Origin of the sequence: Planococcus citreus, from assembly GCF_003664125.1 — a bacterium.
GTDB lineage: Bacteria > Bacillota > Bacilli > Bacillales_A > Planococcaceae > Planococcus > Planococcus citreus.
This window is the reverse complement of record NZ_RCCP01000003.1, coordinates 115,422-138,699: the sequence shown is the minus strand read 5'-3', so window position 1 is coordinate 138,699 and position 23,278 is coordinate 115,422. Positions and strand designations below refer to the sequence as shown.

18 protein-coding genes are annotated in these 23,278 nt (G+C 42.8%); 7 read left to right on the top strand and 11 right to left on the bottom strand.

The window, feature by feature from the left end:
• Window positions 1–56: 56 nt before the first annotated feature.
• From DFR62_RS10905 to DFR62_RS10875, 7 genes are all read right to left on the bottom strand, one after another.
• Window positions 57–1,289 carry a DUF1572 domain-containing protein gene (locus DFR62_RS10905; protein WP_121300405.1) on the bottom strand — a complete coding sequence of 411 codons (1,233 nt, stop codon included), beginning with the start codon at window positions 1,287–1,289 and terminating at the stop codon, window positions 57–59.
• A 26-nt stretch (window positions 1,290–1,315) separates the two neighbouring features.
• On the bottom strand, window positions 1,316–1,471 hold the full coding sequence (locus DFR62_RS17390; protein WP_158290828.1) for a hypothetical protein: 156 nt from the start codon (window positions 1,469–1,471) through the stop codon (window positions 1,316–1,318).
• A 98-nt stretch (window positions 1,472–1,569) separates the two neighbouring features.
• A complete protein-coding gene (locus tag DFR62_RS10895; protein WP_158290829.1) occupies window positions 1,570–3,228 on the bottom strand; it encodes an SWIM zinc finger family protein in 1,659 nt (552 codons plus the stop codon).
• A 234-nt stretch (window positions 3,229–3,462) separates the two neighbouring features.
• Window positions 3,463–4,803: a uracil-xanthine permease family protein gene (locus DFR62_RS10890; RefSeq protein ID WP_121300402.1), complete on the bottom strand. Its 1,341-nt coding sequence runs from the start codon at window positions 4,801–4,803 to the stop codon at window positions 3,463–3,465.
• A 31-nt stretch (window positions 4,804–4,834) separates the two neighbouring features.
• A complete protein-coding gene (locus DFR62_RS10885; protein ID WP_121300401.1) occupies window positions 4,835–6,136 on the bottom strand; it encodes a glycosyltransferase in 1,302 nt (433 codons plus the stop codon).
• Complete coding sequence (locus DFR62_RS10880; RefSeq protein ID WP_121300400.1) at window positions 6,126–8,165, bottom strand: glycosyltransferase family 4 protein; 2,040 nt, start codon at window positions 8,163–8,165, stop codon at window positions 6,126–6,128. Before DFR62_RS10880 ends, DFR62_RS10885 begins: the two co-directional genes overlap by 11 nt.
• Window positions 8,166–8,527: 362 nt before the next feature.
• On the bottom strand, window positions 8,528–8,986 hold the full coding sequence (locus DFR62_RS10875; RefSeq protein WP_121300399.1) for a hypothetical protein: 459 nt from the start codon (window positions 8,984–8,986) through the stop codon (window positions 8,528–8,530).
• Between the two features lie 325 nt (window positions 8,987–9,311).
• On the opposite strand from DFR62_RS10875, the gene DFR62_RS10870 reads away from it, so the two are divergent.
• From DFR62_RS10870 to DFR62_RS10860, 3 genes are all read left to right on the top strand, one after another.
• On the top strand, window positions 9,312–10,268 hold the full coding sequence (locus DFR62_RS10870; RefSeq protein ID WP_121300398.1) for a calcium/sodium antiporter: 957 nt from the start codon (window positions 9,312–9,314) through the stop codon (window positions 10,266–10,268).
• A gap of 248 nt (window positions 10,269–10,516) precedes the next feature.
• The gene (locus DFR62_RS10865) at window positions 10,517–11,401 is read left to right on the top strand and encodes an oxidoreductase (RefSeq protein ID WP_121300625.1); all 885 of its coding nucleotides are present in this window, start codon (window positions 10,517–10,519) and stop codon (window positions 11,399–11,401) included.
• A 268-nt stretch (window positions 11,402–11,669) separates the two neighbouring features.
• Complete coding sequence (locus DFR62_RS10860) at window positions 11,670–13,205, top strand: FAD-dependent monooxygenase (RefSeq protein ID WP_121300397.1); 1,536 nt, start codon at window positions 11,670–11,672, stop codon at window positions 13,203–13,205.
• 130 nt (window positions 13,206–13,335) lie between these two features.
• Here the strand turns inward: DFR62_RS10860 and DFR62_RS10855 are convergent, their stop codons facing one another.
• Entirely contained in the window at window positions 13,336–13,662 is a 327-nt protein-coding gene (locus tag DFR62_RS10855) for a hypothetical protein (RefSeq protein ID WP_121300396.1), read from the bottom strand.
• Between the two features lie 221 nt (window positions 13,663–13,883).
• Between DFR62_RS10855 and yfkAB the strand changes: the two genes are divergently transcribed.
• The 3 genes from yfkAB (at window position 13,884) to DFR62_RS10840 (ending at window position 16,027) form a co-directional block, all read left to right on the top strand.
• Window positions 13,884–15,014 carry a radical SAM/CxCxxxxC motif protein YfkAB gene (gene yfkAB / locus DFR62_RS10850; RefSeq protein WP_121300395.1) on the top strand — a complete coding sequence of 377 codons (1,131 nt, stop codon included), beginning with the start codon at window positions 13,884–13,886 and terminating at the stop codon, window positions 15,012–15,014.
• 292 nt (window positions 15,015–15,306) lie between these two features.
• Complete coding sequence (locus DFR62_RS10845; protein WP_121300394.1) at window positions 15,307–15,840, top strand: DUF6773 family protein; 534 nt, start codon at window positions 15,307–15,309, stop codon at window positions 15,838–15,840.
• The gene (locus tag DFR62_RS10840; protein ID WP_121300393.1) at window positions 15,827–16,027 is read left to right on the top strand and encodes a helix-turn-helix transcriptional regulator; all 201 of its coding nucleotides are present in this window, start codon (window positions 15,827–15,829) and stop codon (window positions 16,025–16,027) included. Before DFR62_RS10845 ends, DFR62_RS10840 begins: the two co-directional genes overlap by 14 nt.
• Before the next feature lie 775 nt (window positions 16,028–16,802).
• Here DFR62_RS10840 and DFR62_RS10835 read toward each other — a convergent pair.
• The 3 genes from DFR62_RS10835 to DFR62_RS10830 all read right to left on the bottom strand — a co-directional run bounded on the left by DFR62_RS10835 (window position 16,803) and on the right by DFR62_RS10830 (window position 22,513).
• Complete coding sequence (locus tag DFR62_RS10835; protein ID WP_121300392.1) at window positions 16,803–19,781, bottom strand: tetratricopeptide repeat protein; 2,979 nt, start codon at window positions 19,779–19,781, stop codon at window positions 16,803–16,805.
• Between the two features lie 524 nt (window positions 19,782–20,305).
• Entirely contained in the window at window positions 20,306–20,458 is a 153-nt protein-coding gene (locus DFR62_RS17385) for a hypothetical protein (protein ID WP_158290831.1), read from the bottom strand.
• A 183-nt stretch (window positions 20,459–20,641) separates the two neighbouring features.
• Window positions 20,642–22,513: a PDDEXK-like family protein gene (locus tag DFR62_RS10830; RefSeq protein ID WP_121300391.1), complete on the bottom strand. Its 1,872-nt coding sequence runs from the start codon at window positions 22,511–22,513 to the stop codon at window positions 20,642–20,644.
• 288 nt (window positions 22,514–22,801) lie between these two features.
• On the opposite strand from DFR62_RS10830, the gene DFR62_RS10825 reads away from it, so the two are divergent.
• Window positions 22,802–23,257: a deaminase domain-containing protein gene (locus DFR62_RS10825; protein WP_121300390.1), complete on the top strand. Its 456-nt coding sequence runs from the start codon at window positions 22,802–22,804 to the stop codon at window positions 23,255–23,257.
• The last annotated feature ends 21 nt before the right edge of the window (window positions 23,258–23,278 follow it).

The following is a 23,278-nucleotide window of genomic DNA, read 5'->3' as shown; positions in this document are numbered from 1 at the left end:
CAAACCCCTATAGATCAAGGGTTTTGTCCGCACAATTGTGTAGTGCACAGGGACATTCACTTTCTCCGCGGCACATACGCATACGCCTTATCGTCTTCTGTCACTTCAACCAACACTTCAGACGGAACCTCTTGTTCTACTTTCTGTTGCTGGTCGATCTTCACGGGCGCCAGTTCTTTCAAACTCTCCAAATTGCGATACTTCAAGGCTTTCAGGCCGAAGTTGATCTTCACTTTATAGTTTTCTTCGATGCTTTTCACTTTCTCTTCGATGCTTTGAATCAACGCATGATTCTCCTCCACGATCTCTGCCAAGGTCTGCGATTTCACGTCGGCTTCTTCGTAATTCCGGATGGTCCGGAGATACGGCTCGTAGCATTCCTGGATAAACTGCACATTCAACAGCAATAGTTCCTGTTTGGCGTTGAAACGCCCGATAAGTTGCTCGTACTCTTTTTTCACCGGGGCCTCTCCCCATTTGCGCAGCGTTTCGTGCTCTTTCAAACCTTCGACGCTCACGACGATTGCTTGCAAGTCTTTTGTCAGCACTTTCAAGTCCTGCAGCGTCGCCGTGTAAAAGCCTTCGATTTCCGCGTCTTCCACACCACCGAGTGTTATGCCGTTTCGCCGGAAGCGTTCGATGACTTCTTTGAAATAGCCGAAGCGCGCGTCAATCTTCCCGGCGAAATCGTGTTCGCGATGTTGGATGAGCGTCTCGAGTTTTTTCTCCATGCTCTTCAAGGAACTTTGGATTTCCATGAGTTGCTGCTGGCCGACCACGGTCGTCAACAAGCTCATGCTCGCATGGGCAACGAGCCCAGGGTTCACCCGTTTCACCAACACCGCCTGCTCGTATATCCCTTTCACGCCGTCTTTTTTCACCGCCGGCATATAGCCCTTGCCGTTGACCCGCTCAATCAGCGTCATACTCTTATCCTTCAAGCCCTTCACAACTTCCGGGCTGAACTGCACACGGAACGTCCGGCTTTGATGGAAAATAACTGCTCCGTCTTTCAGCGTCTCAGCGATCACCGGAATCATATTCGCCGGGATCTCGATTCGCTTGTAGCCGTTCTTGACGAGTTCCGCGTCCTCCACTTCCGTCACGACCGGGTTCAAATGGCTGTCGTCGTCTTCGGGTTCCGGTTCCTCCACTTCAAGCTCTTCCGTCGCGCTTTCACTAGGCGTTTCTTCTATTTGAACAGATGCGTCTTTATTCTTTCTGAAATAAATAAAGGCACCAACTAATACAACTAAAACTGCCGCAATCAAGAGATAAATATATTCCATTAGCTACGCCCCATTTCTTTGGTAGTTCATATTTTACTAAAGAAATTGCCATAAAAGATAGAAAGAAGCTTTTCATCTTTGGCCACTGGAGTCGCAATCATTAAAAGAGTAACCGCCTTCTCCCTGCCAGGATTGTAGGTGGTTACTCTTTGCTTGGGAACATCTTCAATTTGGCCAGCCACTCTTATACAACCTGTACCGCAACGGCTGAGTGTTAACTCACTCAATTTTACATGTCTAAAATATAGCATTTAAAGTTTCTCTCCAGAGGGCAAAACCATTATTCCAACTTAATCTTCCCCAACTCATCCAACAGCGCTGGACGTTTCGGATACATGAACTTGATTTCTTCGACCAACCGAGATGCCGCTTGAGTGCCGAGCGCGTTTTTGAATGACTTGATCTTTTGACAGGCAGTCCAATAGGCTTTGCGGTTGGAAGCCCGATCGATTTGTCGGTAAATATAGGCAGTATAGATTTCATTCACTTCATGCGGATAATCCGCCAACAGATGTGGATACAGCTGCTCGATTGCAGAGATATCCCTCCGGCAATAATCCAGCAGCTCTCCCATCCTCTTTTCTTCAATTAGAATCCCCAGATACAAAGGCCGGCTCCTCGGACGTTTTTTCATCTCGGCCAGAAGCGCCTCTAACTTGTTCGGCCATTGCTCGGGATTCACTAAACTCTTCAGCTTAACGTAATATTCTTCCTCTCCTTCCAGTGCAAACTGAAAGCTGAGGTCAATCATCTCCGCTGTGTTGCCCATTCCTTCGTACGCTTTAAAACGCAGTTTTTCCCATTCATACAAAAGCCCCGCTAAGTCCGCATCCAGCCTTTCTGACTCTCTACATAGCTGAAGGGCTTTCTCAAATTCACCGGTTTCCAATGCCTGCCAGATCTGAGTTCTTCGGATTGCCGGATAGTGTTTGAATTTCGCGTAAAACGCGTCGACTGTTTCCTGTTCTCCCTGCTGTTGCAGCACCCAAAGCTGGTACGCGCGGAACCGCTCTTCTGTATAATGATACGTTTTATTTTGCATTTCCTTGCCGGCAATTAACTTTTCAATAAAGTCATAAAATTTGCCGGCAAAGTCGCCTTTTTCGTTCCATCGCAAGATAGATTCCACCAAATCATTCGGTGCGTCTGTCATGTCCTGATCCAATCCAAATAGGATATACGGATACAACAGTTCAAGCATCCTATCCACTGTCTCTTCATCCACTTCGCCCGGCCACTCGGCAAGCGCTTCGTCAACCTTCTCCAAGCTTTCGTAAATCGCTGAACTGATCTCTCCGGATGAATCGTCCGCAATTTGCAGCATGGCCGTACACTCCCTGATAACGACCAAACTGAGTCGGATAATCTGTTCGGCATCATCCTTCGAATCCAAGCCATCCAAAAACTCGAGCACTTCCTCAACGCCTTCAAGTGCCTGGTCTGTCCGCTCCCACTCGATAAAACCATTGCGGACAGCTCGGTAAGCTGACAGCTGAATCATCCGGCGTGCTTTTTCTTCATCCATCTCGCCCGTCTCCGCGAATTTCTCCGTCAAATAATGATGAACGGCTGGCTGCTTCTCCACCAGCTCTTCCAAGATATCCAGCAGCTTCGCTTTTTTCAGTGTCTTTAATTGTGCCAGCACATCTACCGCAGTCGTACCGTTCACTTCTTTATACTCACGGATCGCCAGGCACACCGCCACTTCATGTTTGCACAGCGAATCCGATTCAAACGGGCACGTGCAATAAGAACCGACAATCGTTCCATCTTTCCTTAAATTGATCGACACCTCGTACTCCTGCGTGCCCGAAACCAAAGCATGCCAACGGTTCGGCGCATCTTCCGTCAATCGTTCCACGAAACTCTGATTATAATAATCCAAACCGCGCTTATAAAGCTTTGCCGGCACAGTTGTTTTCAGGTTGTTTAAGTTCATGACAATTCCCCCTGGCTTGATTATAACCTGCAGGGCTTCGGGCTTGAATAGGAAGTTCTTTTGGGGTACAAATGGTGGCCCATTTGAAGGAACAAAACACAAAATCACACCCGCCATGTTGCTGCAGCGGGTGTGATTTTCTATCGGATATGGACTTGGTTAGTAATGGCCTTTCTTCGCGTCATTACTGCCAATAAACTAAATGGAATTTGATACATAGCGGCGTAATTTCGCCTATGCGTTTTCTTTTTCCACGGGCTCCTCGGGGATGATTTGGTTCAAAGCAATTGCCATAAAGCAGGCGATGGTTATGCCAGATCCGCCGAACAACAATTTGATGACTTCCGGAAACCCGTTCATCGCATCGGGTACTTGACTTAAGCCGATTCCAAATACCAAAGACAATCCAATGATGATCTTGGCTCTTTCATTTAAAGGCTCTGATGTCAGTATGGCTATGCCGGTTAAGGTAATCTGAGAAAAAATGATGACGGTGGCGCCGCCAATAACTGCTGGGGGCATGGTGGAGATAAGCGCGCCAACCTTAGGGATAAGGCCTGCTAATATTAAAAACCCAGCGCCAACAGCTACGACATACCGGCTCATTACTTTGGTAAATGCGATCATCCCTACATTTTGGCTAAACGATGTGTTCGGCAAGGAATTAAAAATCGCTCCGAGAGATGATGTGAACCCGTTGGCTATGACTGAGCCCGAAAGCTCTTTTTCCGTGGGTTCCCTGCCCGCTCCCCCGGTCGTCATGGCGGTCACATCTCCAACGGTCTCAACAGATGTCACGATAAACATGATCATCATCGGGAGGATAGCTCCCCAATAAAATTCCATCGGGAAATAAAATGGCTGAGGAACGGAAAACCAGGAAGCTTCTCTGATGGGGCCAAATTCGACCATCCCGAGCGGCAGCGCCACCATATAGCCAATGACAATACCGATTAAAATGGAGGACGTTTTCGCCATTCCTTTTGCATATCGATTTAGAAACAGCACAATGGCAAGTACGAGTAAAGCTACCAACCAGTTTTTAGCTGACCCGAAATTTGGAGATCCACTGCCTCCAGCCATCGATACGATCCCTGTAGGCAATAGGGACAAACCGATTGTCAGAACGACTGTACCGGTGACAATTTTCGGGAAGAATCTTCTTACTTTCTTGATGAAAAACCCTAAAGCTCCGCCAAATAAACCACCTATCAAGCTGGCACCCAGTAATCCGCCTATGCCGTAGGAGCTGGCGATAACGAGATTAGTCGGCAGAAATCCAAAGCTCGTCCCCATCACGACCGGGAGCCGTGCCCCGACCAGCCATATTGGGTAACATTGGATGATCGTTGCAATCCCAGCCATGACCATGGCGCTTTGAATCAAGATCGTCAAATCCGCTCCGGTGATGCCGACCGCACCCGCGATGATAATCGGAACCGCCACATTCCCTAAAAACATCGCGAAAATATGCTGCAACCCTAATGGTATGGCTTCTCTTAATGGAGGTACGCCATCCACATCGTATTTGTTTGTATTCCTAGCCTTTGTGTCAGCTCCAACTACTTCCTTCATACAACACCTCTTTTCAATTTTTATTCAGCTATTATTCAATCTCCAATATTTTCTTCACCGCATAATCCGCGCCTCGTTCTCTTGAGAAATTGCGCCAATGCAGCAAATTGTCTTTAGAACTCTCTTCTAGCTCAGTAAATGCCTGTGCCAATTGTTCTGTGCTGAAATTATTCGGATCCAGCACTCTCCCCAAATTATTCTTCTCAATATCATAGGCAATATTGAACTGATCGCTGGAGAACGGTAAGATGACCATCTTTTTCCCATGGTACATCGCTTCAGTTAAGGTGTTGCAGCCGCCGTGAAAGACCACGGTATCGACATATTGCATAAGCGCGACTTGAGGAATAAAACCTTCGATGATCGTATTGGGCGAGCTGTATTTTTTAAGTTCCTCCGCATGGCTGCCTGCCGAAACAATCAACAGCGCATCAGGATGACTTTCCCTGGCCGACAGGATGAGTTTTTCCAGCACGTCTTTTCTATTCGATAAAAAAGTCCCTAAACTGATCATAATTTTCTGTTCTTTCGTCTCTATCTTTTCCATCCAGTCTTCATCTAACGCAACCGCTTCAAATGAATTTCCTATGAACAGTTCTTTCGGGTTTTCTTCACTTTTTTCGATATTGTTGAAATCAAAATAGTTGTAGATCACCGCGATTTCAGAGACTAAGCTGAACGCATTGCTGATTTTTTTAATCGACTTATTTTCACTGATAATATTGTTAAAGACTTCAGTAAACTCCCGTTGCGTTTGGGTGGAAACTTGCTTTAACTTCTTCAAATCTTCTTCCTCGACCGTGATCGCCTCAGGCCAGCTTTTCGGCACATTGAAATACCGTCCATCTCTTGGAATGGTATTGGGATGAGGCGGGCAAAACGTCACAAAAGGCAACCCCAAGAAATATAAGCTCAGCGTAACCGAATACGATAAGATGTCCACCACATAGAGATCGACATCCATGGACTCGTCTATCGTCTTGATCTTATCGATCAGCTCTTGCGGATTATAAAGCATATCCGCCTTCCGGTGGCGGGACTGGGTGATCAGTGTTTCCACCGCCCCTTTTTTGGTCGACTCGAAGAATTCTTCTAACCTCATTCTCTCCGTATCCGGCTGCACGGTGTCTTTACTGGTCCCTGTATTTTTATTGGAACTGATGTCGATTTCATAAAAAGCCAAATTCTCTTTCAAGATTTGTTCTTTGAATTCGATGCTGCAGCCAACTGTCACTTGTGCACCCTGTTCCTGAAAACTTTTGGCTAACACGAGCAAAGGGTTAAAATGCGAATAAAATGGCGGACTGACGACAAAGATCTTTTTATACTTCATTTTCATTTTCTCCTTTTAAAGATAAATAAAATGACACAAACTCATGTGAAATCTTTTGGATAGAAAAGTTTTCATCTACTGTTTGCTGCCCTGCAGCTTGAATTTGTTTCACGGCGTCTTTATCGATTTTAGGATCATACAGGTGTTTTTCCGTTTCTTTGGCAATCGTTTCGCCGTTGCTTGTGTCGATCAAAAATCCATTTTCCCCATTCTTCATATAACTCTTAACTCCGCCTTTGATCGGGCCAAGAGTCAGGAAACCGATCGACATCGCTTCTAAAATAGCGATGCCAAACTCTTCTTTTATACTAGAGCACAAGTAGATATGGGGATAGTCAAAGTCTCTTTTGATGATGTCCCTTTCAAGTAATCTAATATCCACATTCGACATAGCCCCTTTATGGATGAACCTGTCTTTGAACTCGGGATGCTGTTGTAGGAAATCCTCGAAAAACTCCATCACCATTTCTTCTTCTTTACTCGGCCGCTCCAGGTCACCGCCAATGATGAGAAGATTATGGGTTTCCGAAAGCTTGGAGTTTGCCCACGCTTTTAACAGTTCCATCTGCCCTTTTAACACAGCCAATCTCCCGACGTTTAAGATGACAGGCTTCTCAAAAAAGCCTTTACTTGTTTCATTCCATTCGATATGGCGGTTGGAATAGGCAGCAATCGCTTCCTCATCAATGGTTTGGCCTGTTTGTATGCCTTCACCGATCATTTTAATTTTTCCATTTACATCTTCATCTTTGAATTGAGGGAAATAAACCGCAAGTTCTGTTTTCACATCTCCATTCCCGATGCCAACGATTCCATTGCTTGTGTGGATTAATTCGTCACCTATTTTGATCTTGTTCAGTTTTTCAATAAGCTCGTTGAAACCGAGTTCTTTTAACTGCCCCGTTCCCTCAAACATGTTCCGGTGCGGGTCTGGCGTTAGCGTAAAGACCAATTTGCTATTTAACTCTTTGGATAGATGGGCAACCGCTTTAGACGCGTTGTCTAAAAACCGGATATGAAAGACATCGGGCTTTATTGCTGATTGTTTTAAATATCTGGCTATCTGCCGCTTGATAAACAACTCTCTTTTGATGAACTTATCTGATCGAGACTGGTCCAAATAGATCGGTAGCCTGATAAAGACGTGTTTATCTCCATGAGAGCTGATAAAGGGCTTGTTCAATTCTTGGGTGATCGTAATCGTAAATACATGGGCTATGCGGCTGTCTTTCGAGATCTCTTCACCCAAGCCTTTTAATAGTACGGCTAGGCCGCCATTATTCCCTTTTCCGCTATCTTCAAAATCCCCGTAGAACATCGACTGTAAAATGGAAATTCCCGGCTTTTCAAAGGTGAAGTCTGTCTTGAGAAAGTCCATATAGCTATCAATAAACACCTGGTTTTTCTTGTTTCTTACATGCTCCTCCATAAAGGACTGATCGATAGTTTCCGTTGGATACAAATTCATTAATGCATTGATTCCCTGGATCTTTATGCCATCCGGGTAATCCGAGGCTAATAATTTATAGATAGCATCTTTGAATCCTTGTCTGTTAAAGCGATCGATATAGTCCAGCAAGATGGAAACGATTTCTACATCCAGTTCGTATTTCTGGAGCATCACTAAGATATCGTCATCACTTAACATATCTAAATTGCATTCAATGCAAATATCCAAAACATGATAGAGCTTTTGGCTATCGTACTGTTGGTTCACGAATAAGTCTTTTATTTTTCTCTCTATTAGTTGCTTGTTGTCATCATGGATTAAATGTAAAACCGCATCTACGATAAAGCGGTCTGTCGTTGGATGCTCTCCCAAAAACGACAGCAATTCGTCTACTTCGTGTTCACCTAGCTGCTTATCCAGCTCTAGTTGCTTGATCGTTCGAATTTGCTCGACCACTCTTTGTTCATCGGAGTTTATTGCCTTGCTGTTATTTATGTACTCGTCTAAAAATTGAAGAGGATAACTATAGTTACTTTCCTTGTCATAAACACGATTTCTGAACTCAATAAATTCGTTCATTTTTCATCCCCCGATGCTTTCAGCAGATTAGTTTCTCCCTATTCTATACCACAGGAGGTGCTACTATATACGCATACGTCTGTTCATTCTTTTTAATAAAACGAACGATGCCAATTAATGCCAAAAATATTGAAGCAATTAGGGGCAAATATACTTCATTCCTTATACATCATTTCTCTGTAGCGCCTAGATAACTAATCCGTTAGATAGAAAGGATACACAATACTTTCCTCTCTCCTTCAAGCCACTTGCTGGGTGCGGGACAATAAAAAAACACACCTGCCAAGTTGATTCAGCAAGTGTGGAAATCGATTATGTGTTTGAAGAAAAGCTATTGCAGCTCGGTCATGCGGCTAGCTTGCTTATCCCTTATGAACAGCTGTGATTTCTTCCATCAATCCGACCCAGTTATCTCTATTAAAATCATATAACTCCAGCTCGGTCTTTCTCAAAACCATGTGGAGGCTGTCGAATTTCTCGTCTGACCGGAACCGCCACCAGCTTTTCGCGGTGGACGTTTTCGTGCCTGGCTCAAAGTAAGTCAAGGTGATTTCGGGATCGACGATGTCTTCCACCCGGTCGATATCCAACAAGTTATGCGGGAAATCGATATAAAGACCGAGCGCCGCTTTATGAGGCGTGATGGATCCGATTTTATATTCCGAATGCGCGTCCCGCTTCTCAATCATGTCACTCCAAGGAACTGGGTTGTCGCTCAAGATCAAAACCTTGCCGTCCTCACTTGTCTCAACCCGGCAATTCGGCAGGCTGTTGAAGACGTCTGTCATCTCGTTCATTTTTTGTTCGACCATTTTATTCATTAGGCTATCCATCCTTTCAACTCATCTATCATTTATGAATGCTGCACTTCCGATTAGACAAGGCAACTCCGATTATTTTCTGTTTCACTCTCTGTTATTCTATCACGCAGATCTGCTTGCTCCTTGTTTAAATTTTATTTCACCAGACCGGCTCAATCCTGCAACCTATTTACGCGAATAAAAGACAGTGGATTCGATCCTTTATTTCCAACATCATCCCGCTAACCAGTGTCGGTTTTTATTGGATTTGAACTGGTTTAAAGGGTATGGTCATAGAAAGGAGCAAGTCCTATAAACAGAAAAACTGGAAGGACGTGATGGCCTGATGACTTACATTTTATTATTGGTCGGCTTCGCGCTGTTAATCAAAGGCGCCGACTTTTTTGTAGAAGGATCGTCAAAAATAGCGCAAAGTTTGAGAGTATCGCCGTTATTGATCGGCTTGACCGTTGTCGCTTTCGGCACCAGTGCCCCGGAAGCGTCCGTCAGCTTTATCGCCGCATTGGAAGGAAGCAGTGAAGTGGCGATCGGGAACGTCGTCGGCAGCAATATCTTCAACATCACGCTCATCTTAGGTGCCACTGCACTCGTTTTCCCGTTGATGGTCCAGAGCGACACAATCCGCAAAGAAATTCCGTTCGCCTTGCTCAGTGCCGTTGCGTTGCTCGTGTTGATCAGCGACCAGCAGCTCCAATCTTTGGACAGCAACCTCATCACGAGAACGGAAGGCATTGTGCTGTTGCTGTTTTTTGCCATCTTTCTCTACTATATCTTCGAAGTGGCACGGAAAGACCGCCGCAACAGCGAAGACACTCACGCTGACACTGCGAATAAATCCAGGCTAAAAAATTCGCTGTTAACGGTTGGCGGGCTTGCTGGCATCATTTTCGGCGGCAGCCTCGTCGTCGATAACAGTGTCCAGATCGCCCTTTCACTTGGAATGAGCGAAACTTTGGTCGGCTTGACGATCGTCGCGGTCGGCACATCTCTTCCTGAGCTGGTCACTTCGATAACGGCCGCGCTGAAAAGACAAGTCGACATCGCGTTAGGGAATATCATCGGCAGCAATATCTTCAACATCTTCTTTGTGTTGGGCACTTCAGCCGTGATTCACCCGTTAACCGTCGACTCGAAAATCTTTACGGACATCTTTCTGATGATCGCCGTGACCATTTTGCTGATGGTTCTCTCCAGAACCAAGTACACGGTTTCGAGGATTGAAGGTGGGCTCTTAGCCGCCATCTATCTCGTTTATTTAGTCTTTATCATCGTGCGGAATTAACCAGACTTAACAGGGGCAGCGCCTAATTTTTCGGCGCCGCTCTTTTTTCTGCGACTTTACCAATCAAGAATATAGAAAAATCCGTCCTGAATCCTTCATGTGTAAACGATAAATTGTAGCGTATTGTCAGAATCGTTTAGAATTGTGTCGTGCACAGGGACATTTTCTCACCCGATTATCAAAAGCTACATTAGGGTACATGTTAGTAGAATCTATCACTAGGAGCTGAGCTTGTGGAATTTAATACAATGACAGGAAAAACGGCCATTATCACAGGGGCCAATAGCGGACTCGGACTAGAAACGGCTAAAACCTTCGTCCGGCTAGGGGCGCGGGTCATCTTGGCTGTCCGCGATCTCGACAAAGGGAAAACAGCTGAACAAGAAATTAGAGAAGAATCTCCTAAGGCACCTATTGAAGTCATGAAACTCGACTTGTCCGATTTGGCTAGCGTACGGGATTTTGCAGAAACCTTCATCAGCCGCTTCGATTCACTCGATTTGCTGATCAACAATGCCGGCGTGATGACGCCGCCTTATGCAAAGACGAAAGACGGCTTTGAGCTGCAGTTCGGCAGCAACCATCTCGGGCATTTTGCCTTGACTGGCCTGCTGCTCCCTTTACTGATCCACACCGAGAATTCGCGGGTGGTGACACTCAGCAGCCTCGCACACCGAAATGCCGCCATTGACTTTGACAATCTAGACGGCTCAAAGGGTTATAAAGCGATGAAATTTTATGGCCAAAGCAAACTGGCAAATTTGATGTTCGCCACAGAGCTCGATAAGCGGCTCAAGCAACATGGCTTATCGACACTGAGCATCGCTTGCCATCCCGGGATTTCTTCGACCAATCTGTTCAAGATTGGCGGTCGGGAAATGCCTCGCATTTTCAAAGGGCTCATGAACCGCTATTTGCAGCCTGCCACGATGGGCGCACTTCCGACCGTCTATGCCGCAATGGCATCTGGCATAACAGGCGGCGAATACATCGGGCCGGATGGCAAAGGCCAACGCAGAGGCTATCCGACGTTAGAAAAACCGGATCCAGCCGTGAATGATGAAGCCACTCGCCAGAAACTGTGGGAAGTGTCTGAACAGCTGACCGGTGTCACGTTTGATTTCAATAACTAACACATTTGAACTGAACATGTTAAAGACAATAAAAAGAAGCGTATGCGAGGTCTCCTTCCGAGGGAATTCTGCATACGCTTTTCTGGCATTTCGTTTATTGAGCATGCTGATGCTTGAAACCCTTCAATTAAGGATATAGTAGCTGTACAAGGTTTTTTTGTTCGGTATCACGTGCTTTCAATTTTTCTTATACCTAATTATTCAGCTTCATACGATACTGGAAACAAAATTCATCAACAGGCGTGATACTCATTAGGAGGTCTATATCATGAACCCACAAATCTTAATCGTCGGAGCGGGCCCCACCGGCCTGGCTTTGGCCTATAGCCTGGCGCGTCAAGGCGTGCCGTTTCGCATCATCGATCGAAATTCAGGAACCGGCACCGCGTCACGCGCGCTCGCTGTGCATGCGCGCATCTTGGAGCATTATGAGCAATTCGGCCTCGCCGAACGCAATATCGAGCGCGGGCATCCGATTTTATCGCTCGATGTCAGCGACGGCAAAAAAGTGCGAGCCCAAGTGAAATTCCATGAACTCGGCAAAGGGCAGAGCCCGTTTCCGTTTATCTTGAGCTTGCCGCAAGACGATCACGAAGAAATTCTCGTCGACGAATTAAGCAAAATCGGCGTCGAAGTGGAATGGAACACCGAGTTGATTTCGTTTGAAAACACAGAAGATGGCGTGAACACCGTCATGCAAGAACTTGGAGAGCCGGTGGAAATAGCGGAATTCGCCTATGTATGCGGATGCGACGGCGCCGGCAGCATGGTCCGAAAAGGATTGGATCTCGATTTTCCTGGCGGCACGTACAAGCAATTGTTTTTTGTCGCCGATATCGAAACCGCAAAACCGGTCGACGACATGGAAAAGATGGACATGTACATGGACAATGACGGCTTTATGCTCTACATGAACGTCCGCAACGCCCACACGAAACGCATACTCGGCATCGTGCCCGAGGAATTCAACGAACGCACCGATGTTCAGTACAGCGAAATCACCGATTATGTTGAAAATAAAATCGGTGTGAAGGCGTCCAAAGTCAATTGGTTTTCAACCTATCGCGTCCATAATCGTGTCAGCGAAAAATTCACCAAAGGGCGTATCTTCATCCTGGGCGACGCCGGCCATCTGCACAGCCCGACCGGCGGACAAGGCATGAACACCGGCATCGGCGACGCCATCAACCTCGGGTGGAAACTCGCAGCGGTCGTGCAAGGAAAAGCCAATCCCATTATATTGGGCACTTACGAACAAGAACGCATCGCCTTTGCGCGCCGCTTGATCGCGACGACCGACAAAGCGTTCCATACGATTGTCAATCAAAAACTGCCCGGGACTTTATTGCGGGATTACGCAGTGCCTTACGCCTTGCCGTCGGTATTCAAATTTTCGTTCGCTTCAAAAAATGCATTTAGAATTTTGTCCCAAATCCACATCAATTACCGCAGCAGTCTCTTAAGCAAAGGCAAAGCCGGCAAAATCTTCGCCGGCATGCGCTTGCCATGGATTGAAACCGCAAACGGCGATAATTTCGCGCCGCTGCGCTCCGTCGATTGGCAAATCCATATCTATGGCAAAGCGACTCCTGAACTCATCGACTTTGCCCGCTCGCAGTCGCTTGAGCTCCATGAGTTTGCCTGGGAATCTAGAATGAAAGACGCGGGATTCAAGCAAGACGCGCTGTACTTGATCCGGCCGGATGGCCATGTGGCGCTTGCGACTGAGAAGCAATGGCTGCGTGTGTTGAAGATGTATTTGGAGTCTTTTGGAATTGTGGCGTTTGGAGAGAAGTCAGATTGAGACAGCAATGAAAACACACAAAAAAAGCCGCATCCATTGACCCTTGAGGTTTCTGGATACGGCTTATTTTGCATGCAATTGCAGTATCTACCCTGAATATATTTCGACACAGAGCGATGATTTATTTGAATCAAGCATTTAATTTAAAGCGCTTTGCCTTGCCATACATGCTTTTTCTGGCTGTTACGTCATTCAAATCTGCAATAATGACCTTCGGGCTTGAAGGGCCTAGTATGGTCGATATATAACTAACTTTAAATGTATAAGTAGCTTTTAACCGGAAGTTTCGATATTCAGGCGAAGCTTCCGTAGTGGTCCAGTAAAAAACATTGCCATCTGTATCTATTAAAGAGACGACCCGATGTTCGTCGTTTGTAAAGCATGACAAAAACTCAAGATCCCTCGTATATTCCATACCTTTTTCGAATCCGTTCACTTCTTTGATCGCTAGCACCATCGAAACGCACCTCATTCCATAGTGATATGCTTTTAATATACCGGAACACACGTTTGATTACTAGCAAAAAGCTCAAAAAAATAGAATATTTATTTAAAAAATGATAAAAGGATAAGTTAAAATAGTTCACACCCTTTATGGCATATTAAACAAGCTCTTGCGCGAGCCATATGAAAAGCGCATACTTAAGAGTCGAAAAAATGATTAGGAGTACGATACATATGGAAAACCAGGCAACAACACTTAAACAGATCACCCCCCAATACGATCCATGGGAAGCGTATATGGATATTGAAGACCACGGGAAACTGACCTTATCCAGCATCGAATTCACCACGACGTATTTATGCAATATGCGCTGTGAACATTGTGCGGTCGGCTATATGCTTGAGCACAAAGATCCGGACGCGCTTCCGATCGAATTGCTGTTTTCGCGCCTCGATGAAATCCCTCATTTGCGGACCATCAGTTTGACGGGCGGAGAGCCGATGTTTTCGAAAAAATCGGTCGCCAATTATGTCTTGCCCCTCCTGAAATACGCCCGTGCACGCGGCATCCGCACCCAGATGAATTCAAACCTGACCATGCCGCTGGACCGCTATATGGAAATCGCCCCTTATTTGGATGTCCTGCACATTTCCCATAACTGGGGTACCATCGATGATTTTGTCGATGGCGGATTTGCCAATATGGAACGTAAGCCATCTCGTGAGCGCCGGGCTGAACAGTTCCAGCGCATGATCGACAACAGCCGCGCACTCGCAGAAGCAGGCGTCATGGTCTCGGCAGAAACGATGCTGAACAAGCGGACCCTGCCTCATCTGAAGAACATACATAAACAAATCATTGAAGAAATGAAATGCGCGCGCCACGAAGTGCATCCGATGTACCCAAGCGATTTCGCCAGCCAATTGGAAGTGCTGTCGCTCGATGAAACGAGAACAGCGATCCACGAATTACTGGATGCCCGCGATGAAAATGTCTGGATGCTCTTCGGTACATTGCCGTTTTACCCGTGCAGCCAAAACGACGAAGACATTCAACTCCTGAACCGCATCCACGCAAGCAAAAACGTCACCGTCCGCAATGACCCGGACGGACGATCACGGCTCAATGTGAACATCTTCACCGGCGAAGTCATCGTCACCGATTTCGGCGACACACCCGCGATGGGCAATATCCAGCACGATTCGCTGCCGGCAATGCTTGACCGCTGGCTGGAGCGACCATTAGCCAAAACAATCGCCTGCCATTGCCCAGCGGCCAAATGCCTCGGACCGAATTTATTAGTGAAAGATGCCTACTACCCGGACATCGATTTCACCGTCCAAAAATCAAAAATTACCGTTTAAATGAAAAGCCCAATCCTGTGTGGGAACCTCCCACCGGATCGGGTTTTTGCGTTTCAAGAGGGTGAAGACATCCTACAAGAAACTAGAGAAATGGATCTGTAATGGGATCATTCTTCTAGCCTCTTTCTATCTTACTCAAGAAACTTGCCTGTAATTTCGAGATCTCTAATCCTCCCTTTACAATAGTATATATGACTAAAAGAACATTTTAAATTACAAAAAGACACATATATATTTCTTTTCAAATTATTATTAAGTACACTTACTTTAAATGGTAAAGGAGGCGTATATCGTGGGGCTTTTCAAAAAATCTGGCATTAAAGACGAACGCATCACCAATACTAAAAATAAAATTTATGCAGAAATTCATATTTTGGTTATGGTGATCGCAGTGGTTTCAATTGTTTTCAAATATTTCATTTACAATCGTGGTATCGAAAGCGTCACAACAGAATTATTAATCCTCTTCTTAAGCGCTGTATATTTTATGTATCGATCAACAAGTCTCGGTGTATTTTCCGCTGAAATTGAAATGCATGATCGTGAAAGCAAATGGCCGCAACAAAAGAAAAATCTGGTCGCAAGTATCACGCTCGGCGTTGTTATTGCGCTCGTCTTTGGTACGAACAGTGCCGTTCAATACGCAGACGGCCTGCTTCAAAGCATCTATTATTTCTTTCTGACTGCCCTCGTTTCATTGATGATTTACTTACCTTTTTTCCTTATTTTCATAGTAGGTGGAAATGAAATCCTCAAGAGAAACAGTGAGAAATCCATAGACAGAATGCTCCATGATGAGTCTGGTGATAACGATGAAAAACATTAAGCTCAAAATGGCCCGGACCGAACACGATCTATCCCAGGCTGAACTTGCAGACCGAATTGGTGTGTCTCGCCAAACAATCGGTCTCATTGAATTAGGCAAGTATAATCCGACGCTGACTCTTTGCTTGGCAATCTGCCACACACTTGGCAGAACACTGGATGACTTGTTTTGGCAAGAACCTGAATAAATACTTTACTAGAGTGGATCATATCCACTCTTTTTTTTATGGTTTTCTAATTAACTTTCCACTTAAAAAAAGTGAGCCACAACCGAACTGCTAAAGCAGGCGAAGGTGACTCACTATAAGATATCATAACTTTCAGGAAGACTTTCTATATATTGTCACTGCCAGTGATAAAATACCCAATAACGCCGTTTTAAAACTCCTCATTTATCAAGGATAATCGGCATATACCATGTTGTAGAGGGTATATGTCGATGTTGAAAAAGGAGGTGATTTTGAATGAAATCCCTTCTGGAAGAACGGCTGCATCACCTGAACTGAGCACTTACGGCCAGTCATCTCGATGATTTGGTCGATAACGCTTCTACGCATAATGTATCATATTTCGACTTTTACACACGATCGTTTACGGAGAATGGGAACACCGTAAATCCACTAAATTGAACCGAAGGATTCATCGAGCGAAACTCCCTTAAACCAAAATCACCCATGATTTTGGTTTGGCATTCCAACCGAGTCTTAACGAGCAACGAAACAATGACCTATCGGTACATTGTGAATGGCGAAAACCGGCTTCTCCTGGGACCGCCAGGTGTCGGCAATACGGATCTGACGATATCACTTTTGCATTGGAAGCTTTCATCCAAGGCTATAGTGTCCTGTTCCTTATCGCAACGGATCTGGTCGCGGAGTGTCACAAGGCATGGTCCAAAGAGACAGTCACTCGTCTCCTCAAGAAATGGACATGACTGGATTTGATCATGTTGGATGAGGTCGGCTATTTTCCCTTCAACGATAAAGCTATTTTTTTATAATAATTAAACTTAATCGAATTTCCCGATTCTTTATATATCATTACTAACATACCACAAACTTGAAACAACTCTTTTTTATGTTGCACTAGATCTTTTGAAAAAATATTAAAAGATTCTTCTAAGTGCTCTTTTTCTTTCTTCTTTGCTTTCAATAAATGGTATGCGATACCTAAATTCAGGTGAGTCACAGCAACATCTCTGTGATTTTCAGGCAAATAATTTATACGTATTCGAAGTGCTTTCTTATAAACTTTTTCAGCCCCTTTATAATCTTCCAAATGCCGAAGTGTAACACCGAGTACATTAAGAATATTGGCCTGCTCTAAAGCTTCACTTTCAAGTAGAGGCACAATTTCTTGGTAAATAACTTTTGCATCTTTATATAATCCCAAATCACGTAGTACTTCACCTTTATCTTTAGACATGCTAATAAACATTTTTACATCATGCTCATCTTTTTGATTTTTCAAAATCTTTATTCCTTCGTTAAAGCATTCAATGGCTTTCTCAAATTTTTTATAGTGAGCGTATGTTACTCCTAGATTCTGATAGCCGTATACTAGTTCAATACTAGTGGAATCATATATTAACTTACGAATTTCTAAAGACTGCTCCCCATACATAATTGATTTCTTCTCATCTTCCTTTTCTACTTCAAGTTGCATATAAAGGGAATATGCTTTAGCTAGGTTATGAGATGGATTTAATTTTGACAAAATTCTAATTGCACTATTTAAATAAGAATCTCTTAAAAGTAAATTTTGTTTTTCGGTTGTATAAATCATAGTGACGTATAAATAGGATTCCGCTACGTCTGCATGTTCGTATCCTAAGTTTTCTATTCTCTGCTTTAACACCTCTTCATGAATTCCCTTAGCTTTTTCGTACTTTTTCAAACCCCATAGTGCTTCTGCTTGATTTGCTTTTAAAACAAAATACTCCCTACATCTAAGCATTTCCAATTCTTCTAAAATACTTAGTCCTTTATCGAACATTTTTAAAGCTTTATTATAATCAAATTTTTTTAATTTCACTAATCCCCCATTGCTTAATTTCATCGCAAAATTAAAAGTATTTTCTTGTTGATCACTTTGTAAAGATAACTCGCTGTAATAATTTGCTTTTTCTAAAAATCCAAGTTGTATATAAATAAAAGTTAAGTTACCATACAATTCGTTCTTTAAACTTTGAAGTTCCTCTTGTCTATTAACGTCTTCTAGCATGTCAATAATTTCTAAAATCATTATTTCAGTCTGTTTATAATCTTTTCTTACTGCATAATATTTTATCTGTAAGATTGTAAAATGTAATATCTGTAGACTTTGATTTTCTTTGTCTAATTTATTAAAAATTTCTCCGGTTGCTTGAATATAAATATTTGCTTTGTCAATGCTTGTATAATAAATATAATAAGCAGCTAAGGTGGAGTTAAGATGATATAGAGCTCTAATATCTTTATTTTTGTTATTCACGAATTCAATAATTTCATTCAGTAATCTATCATAATTTGGAGATGTCAAAAGTGGGCATATTTTATTGATATTTGAAATAAAGTCTTCGGGACTAACCAATTCTTTTGCATGATAAAATGTTTCTTCTAAAATATATTTAAGGTAGTCTGGATGAGTGGAATAATCGATCGTGAGCAAAATAGCTTTATTATAATTGTAAACTTTCTCCACAATTAGAGCGTATCGTTCTGAATTTTTTTTGAGATTTTTTAATAAATATTCTCGCATTAGACTATGCATTGTATATTGGGATAAGTCTTTGTTATATGTAACAAAGTTACATCCTTCGATAAAATTTGCACGTGTTTTTATTAAGTCATCTTCTTTTAAAAATAATGTGTCATATAACTTCTTGTCCCATCCCTTCGGAACGGAAAGAACCTCTAAAATAGCTCTTTCTTCATGGTTTAAATATTTCACAAAACGCTCTACGACTTTTTCTAAATTCCCTTCGAAATCTTTTGAAGTGGGAACACGAGCTAAACCTATTTGATTATAAGTTTTTATAGCAAGATCTAAATAATATGGTATTCCTTTTGTAGATATAAACAACGCTTCTGAAATTTTTTTATTATTTATATAACTACCTCTCAACAGTTCGCAAGTCTCTTCGAAGTCAAATGCTGACACTTCAAATTGTATTAACCCCCACTTTTTTTCTTTCTCGAGTTGCTCCCGCCCGAAGCTAATAACACTAACCTGAGTTAAGGATTGTATGAGTTTTTCTACCCATTCGAAAGAATTTCTCACTAAAAATTTGCCTTGGTTTAAATTACCTATATTCTCCAATGTATCTAAAATTAAAACACTGTGAACTTCTTTAGACTTAACAATTCGATTAAAATCCTCTGCCCATAATTTTACTAGGAGCATCTCAATTTCCTCTGCCTCTAATTCTTCCAATTGCTTAAAGTCTTTAAAGCCACTCTGTTCCTGCCACTTCTTAAACTTATTTAAAGCTTTAAATCCAAAATTAGCTGTCTTAGGTACAATCCCTATCAATGGAGATTCTTCAAAAATATTGTAAATATTAGCCGACAAATCTCCTTCTTCTAGAAAGGGTAGAGTAAAGTCTTCTTTGATTTTCAAGTTAGGGTTTACTTTCTTCCAATAATAAGCATATGCTATATTAAAAGATGGGAAACGAGCAAATTTATAATGTTTTTTAACTGATCCACTTAAAGAGACTAATGCCTTACTAATGCTATGGTATTGCTTATACTCAAAATCTAAATGAAGACAAATATACTCATCTCTTTCAATTAATTTTTGTTGGACTATTCTCTTTAGAGAACTTTTTCCAATTCCACCTATACCATGAAAGTGAAGGTGTGGAGTATTTTTTTTCGAGAGAAAGTTTTCTATTGCTGATATGTATTGCGTTCTTCCAATGTACTTTCTATTAATCATTTCATTGATTTCTTTGTTCATAGATAATTTCACCCCATTTTTTTAATTTAAACAAATTATATATATATCTAGACCTTGAAGTTTTATGTACTCTATTCTAATCTAGCCCAATCAAGTAATAATTACTGTCTTTTTTTCATAGAAAATATCAGCTAAATTACATAATTTCATTTTTCAACCAAATAGTTTTATAAAATATTAATAGTCATAAAGATTTTTTCATCTAATCCTCTTAATTGAATCATTTTCCCCTCTTACAAAACACGAATAATAATTGCTTCAAGTCAAAGCCAATTATAAGAATTGCTATTCACAATCAGAATAGACAGTACTTCAGCAATTATTCTTAATTTCGCTTTCATAACTCGATGCCTGCTCCCCCTTCATACATCTTAACTTCGCCACTTCTAAGTTCTTTAATTGGGAAGTCTTGATAGCGGGCTTCTTTAGACACTTTAAGCTGCTCATAACTTCGTACCTTCTCGTCAGCTTTAAATAGTTTCGACATGATAATGGAAATTTCCCGTCTTGCGTTCCATCACCAATTACTTTGCCCCATCAATTGGAACACCCAGCAAAATTTCGAGTTCCATTTCTTCCTGATTGAATCTCAAAATAACGACACGGTCTGCTAAATCCAAAGTATTCGGGTTGAACGCACCGAATCCAGTACCGCCGGTCCGGGCGGTAGTCTTCACAAAAACTCGCTCATGTCACCACGTCGTACCCACGTTCGTTCACTGAATCTGTCATATTAACGTTCCTGTACATAGCAACATATAGTTCGCTCATGCGCCCAGTCAAATGGCACAATTCACGCGGGTCCGCTCCCCAAGTGATTGAATAACCTACTTTTGTGTCAGTGCCATTTTGTATCACCCTTAAATATCCGAACTCGCCATGCTCACCGCTTCAATTTTCGCCAATAATTCCTGGTGACGCGGATGCTGGAAGAGCTTGGTCATTTCCTCAGCCACTTGCTGTGCGTCTTGCCAGTCTTCGATTACTTTAATGTTTGAATAAAGCCGTGTATAGGCAGCTGTTCTTAACTTTGAAACTGCCTTGAAAGTTACTCCTAGCATTTCCAACTCTCTGATCAATGCCACTCGGTCTTCTCCTTGCAGTGGGCCCAGTTCGAGTATGAGTTTTAGCCTCCCATCTCGCAATTGATCAAACCAGAATAACAGTGCACCATTATGCCACCACCAGTCAAAGCGGCTCATGCCGTATCGTTCTTCTATTCTTGTAAAGGCTGGTACTACAAATGATGGGTTTCGCCAATGATAGTTCCGCTCTGCCTCCGCAATATGGTGCTTAGCACAAAATAAGTCGAAAGCTTCTTTTGGTATTGGCGGGACAGTTGATTTGTTCAAGACTTTTTCTAGTTTGGATTCCGTTACTTCTTCTACTTCTTCTGTCGCATCTTCCATTACTTCAACGGACTCCGCAATCTTCCGAAACAAGTCATTCAGTTCCGGTGCATCATACAAAACGAACATGCTCTTCAACACTTCCTGCTTGGACGCCCATTCGCCGACATCTGTCCATGCCGTATAAATTTTTGTATACCGTTTTCCTTCCTCTTTACCGCTTTGCTGGAAGCTAACGTCCCGCTTTTCCAACTCCGTCAGTAAGCGATATCTCTCCACATACGGGATTGGACCCAATTCTACGGTTATCTTCAAACGTTCACCGACTTGTCGTTCGAACCAAATGATGAACGCCTGGCCGAGCCAATACGCAGATGCCGGCTCCCCCAGCGTCTCTTGGAAATCAGACCAATCCGGCAAGATGAAATGTGGGAATCGGATATGCGCCGCATAGGCTTCTTCTGGCATGTCCGCTTCTTTGACGAAATCGAGGAACGCTTCCCGGATGACGTTGCCGCCGATGTTGAAGACAAAATCAATGGTCTTTTTCTTGGCGCCATAGATTTTCCGCAGTGCCGTTTTCTCCGACTCATCTAACTTGGCAAGTTGCTTATAAATGCTTTTGTAGACCGCCTGTTTCTTGAAATTGTCATTCTGGCTCAAGAATAGGAAATCGATAGCGTTTTTATTTTCATCATACACTGTCAGCGCCAGTTCCACCGATTCCGCGTCATGGACCAATTGCTCTTTCAGGACTTCTATGTAAAACGATAAAAAATCATAAATGGCATCCGCGGTCGTTTCTTTCGAGAACTCGAGTTGTTGCTCAATGATTTCAAGTACGTCCTCATAGCCTAAGAGTAAATAGCTGTCATCCGACGGCTCCTCACTTGCCAAGGTCAAAAAGATCGGCAGCACCGTGTAGCCTGGCTCCTGAAACTCAGCTTTCGCATAAGCCAAATAATCCACAAGCTGTCCGTCCGACTCGCCGGCATGGAATTTGTTTTCGATGACGAGTACCAGTTTCTGCGACGGCACATGGACAAGCAGATCGATCATCCGGTTCGTATGCGTCTTCACTTCCCGCGACACTTCCGCATCATGGAATGAACTATAAAGAAACGACAAAAAGTCGATGCCGTCCCCTTTTCCTTCGTTCTCCGCACGCATCACAAGACGCGTCAGCAATTTCTTCAAAAAGAAACTGCCGAGCTGATGCGTCTCATTCGGATCAAGCAGCCACGCCAAAATGTTCGAATGGCGAATTTCAAACTGATCCACCCGTAACACTTTCAGCGGATTGAATTGATGGAACTTCTGATGCAGCCGGGCGAATTCTTTTGAGTGTTCGAGTTGTGCGATTTGTTCTAGTGAGTGGGTCATAACAAGCTCCTTACTTAAAGATGGGGATATTTTCCTTCTATTTTATCATTTGATTAAAGAGGGATGCAGATTATTTAGATAATTATCTATAAAATTTAATATAATCATCTATACTTATAATAAGAACTTTTGCTACAGCCTACTAAACGTCAGAGAGGAACAGTGATTATGTACATACTCCATAACAATCACTCAATTGAAGAAATTTACTCTAAAATAAAAATCCACTAATTTTATTTGTTGTTTTAAATCTGTTATAATAATAAAAATGTTTTTAAAAGGTGACTTATGCATAAAAAAATCTCCCCTATCCATAGTAGAATGCAACATCGAGCAGAGAAGTTAAGAGAACAGTTGCCAATGCCTTTGTCTTTTACCGGTAACTTAGGATTAGCAGAGGTCAGAATAAAAAAAATCCCAAGGAAACTGAAGGCCCATAGTTCAATTAATGATAAGAGCTCCTCTCTTGGGGCAAATGGATACATTTTTTTAAAAACTAAGAGAAAGTTTAAAACTTATAAAGTGAAGTTAAAAAATTCCAATACTTTTCTTGACAGAAAGTTTGATACAGAGGCTAAAGTTTTAGAATATATAGCCGGATACTTAAGTAATAACACTAATACTAGAGGAGAAATTTTTCTGTATACCGAAAAAAAACCGTGTATTAGTTGTGAAAATGTAATTAAACAATTTAAAAATAAATATCCAGGAGTCCTTATAAAAGTTTTTTGGGATCGATCGTAATATGTAATTCGTTTATAATTT

Excerpts from the sequence above, each read along its gene's own strand:
- DFR62_RS10865 (WP_121300625.1), top strand. The coding sequence starts at position 10,517 with ATGACAGGAAAAACGGCCATTATCACAGGGGCCAATAGCGGACTCGGA.
- DFR62_RS10835 (WP_121300392.1), bottom strand. The coding sequence starts at position 19,781 with ATGAACAAAGAAATCAATGAAATGATTAATAGAAAGTACATTGGAAGA.
- DFR62_RS10905 (WP_121300405.1), bottom strand. The coding sequence starts at position 1,289 with ATGGAATATATTTATCTCTTGATTGCGGCAGTTTTAGTTGTATTAGTT.
- DFR62_RS10855 (WP_121300396.1), bottom strand. The coding sequence starts at position 13,662 with ATGGTGCTAGCGATCAAAGAAGTGAACGGATTCGAAAAAGGTATGGAA.
- DFR62_RS10825 (WP_121300390.1), top strand. The coding sequence starts at position 22,802 with ATGCATAAAAAAATCTCCCCTATCCATAGTAGAATGCAACATCGAGCA.
- DFR62_RS10890 (WP_121300402.1), bottom strand. The coding sequence starts at position 4,803 with ATGAAGGAAGTAGTTGGAGCTGACACAAAGGCTAGGAATACAAACAAA.
- DFR62_RS10895 (WP_158290829.1), bottom strand. The coding sequence starts at position 3,228 with ATGAACTTAAACAACCTGAAAACAACTGTGCCGGCAAAGCTTTATAAG.
- DFR62_RS10870 (WP_121300398.1), top strand. The coding sequence starts at position 9,312 with ATGACTTACATTTTATTATTGGTCGGCTTCGCGCTGTTAATCAAAGGC.
- yfkAB (WP_121300395.1), top strand. The coding sequence starts at position 13,884 with ATGGAAAACCAGGCAACAACACTTAAACAGATCACCCCCCAATACGAT.
- DFR62_RS10875 (WP_121300399.1), bottom strand. The coding sequence starts at position 8,986 with ATGAATAAAATGGTCGAACAAAAAATGAACGAGATGACAGACGTCTTC.
- DFR62_RS10830 (WP_121300391.1), bottom strand. The coding sequence starts at position 22,513 with ATGACCCACTCACTAGAACAAATCGCACAACTCGAACACTCAAAAGAA.
- DFR62_RS10860 (WP_121300397.1), top strand. The coding sequence starts at position 11,670 with ATGAACCCACAAATCTTAATCGTCGGAGCGGGCCCCACCGGCCTGGCT.
- DFR62_RS10840 (WP_121300393.1), top strand. The coding sequence starts at position 15,827 with ATGAAAAACATTAAGCTCAAAATGGCCCGGACCGAACACGATCTATCC.
- DFR62_RS10885 (WP_121300401.1), bottom strand. The coding sequence starts at position 6,136 with ATGAAGTATAAAAAGATCTTTGTCGTCAGTCCGCCATTTTATTCGCAT.
- DFR62_RS10880 (WP_121300400.1), bottom strand. The coding sequence starts at position 8,165 with ATGAACGAATTTATTGAGTTCAGAAATCGTGTTTATGACAAGGAAAGT.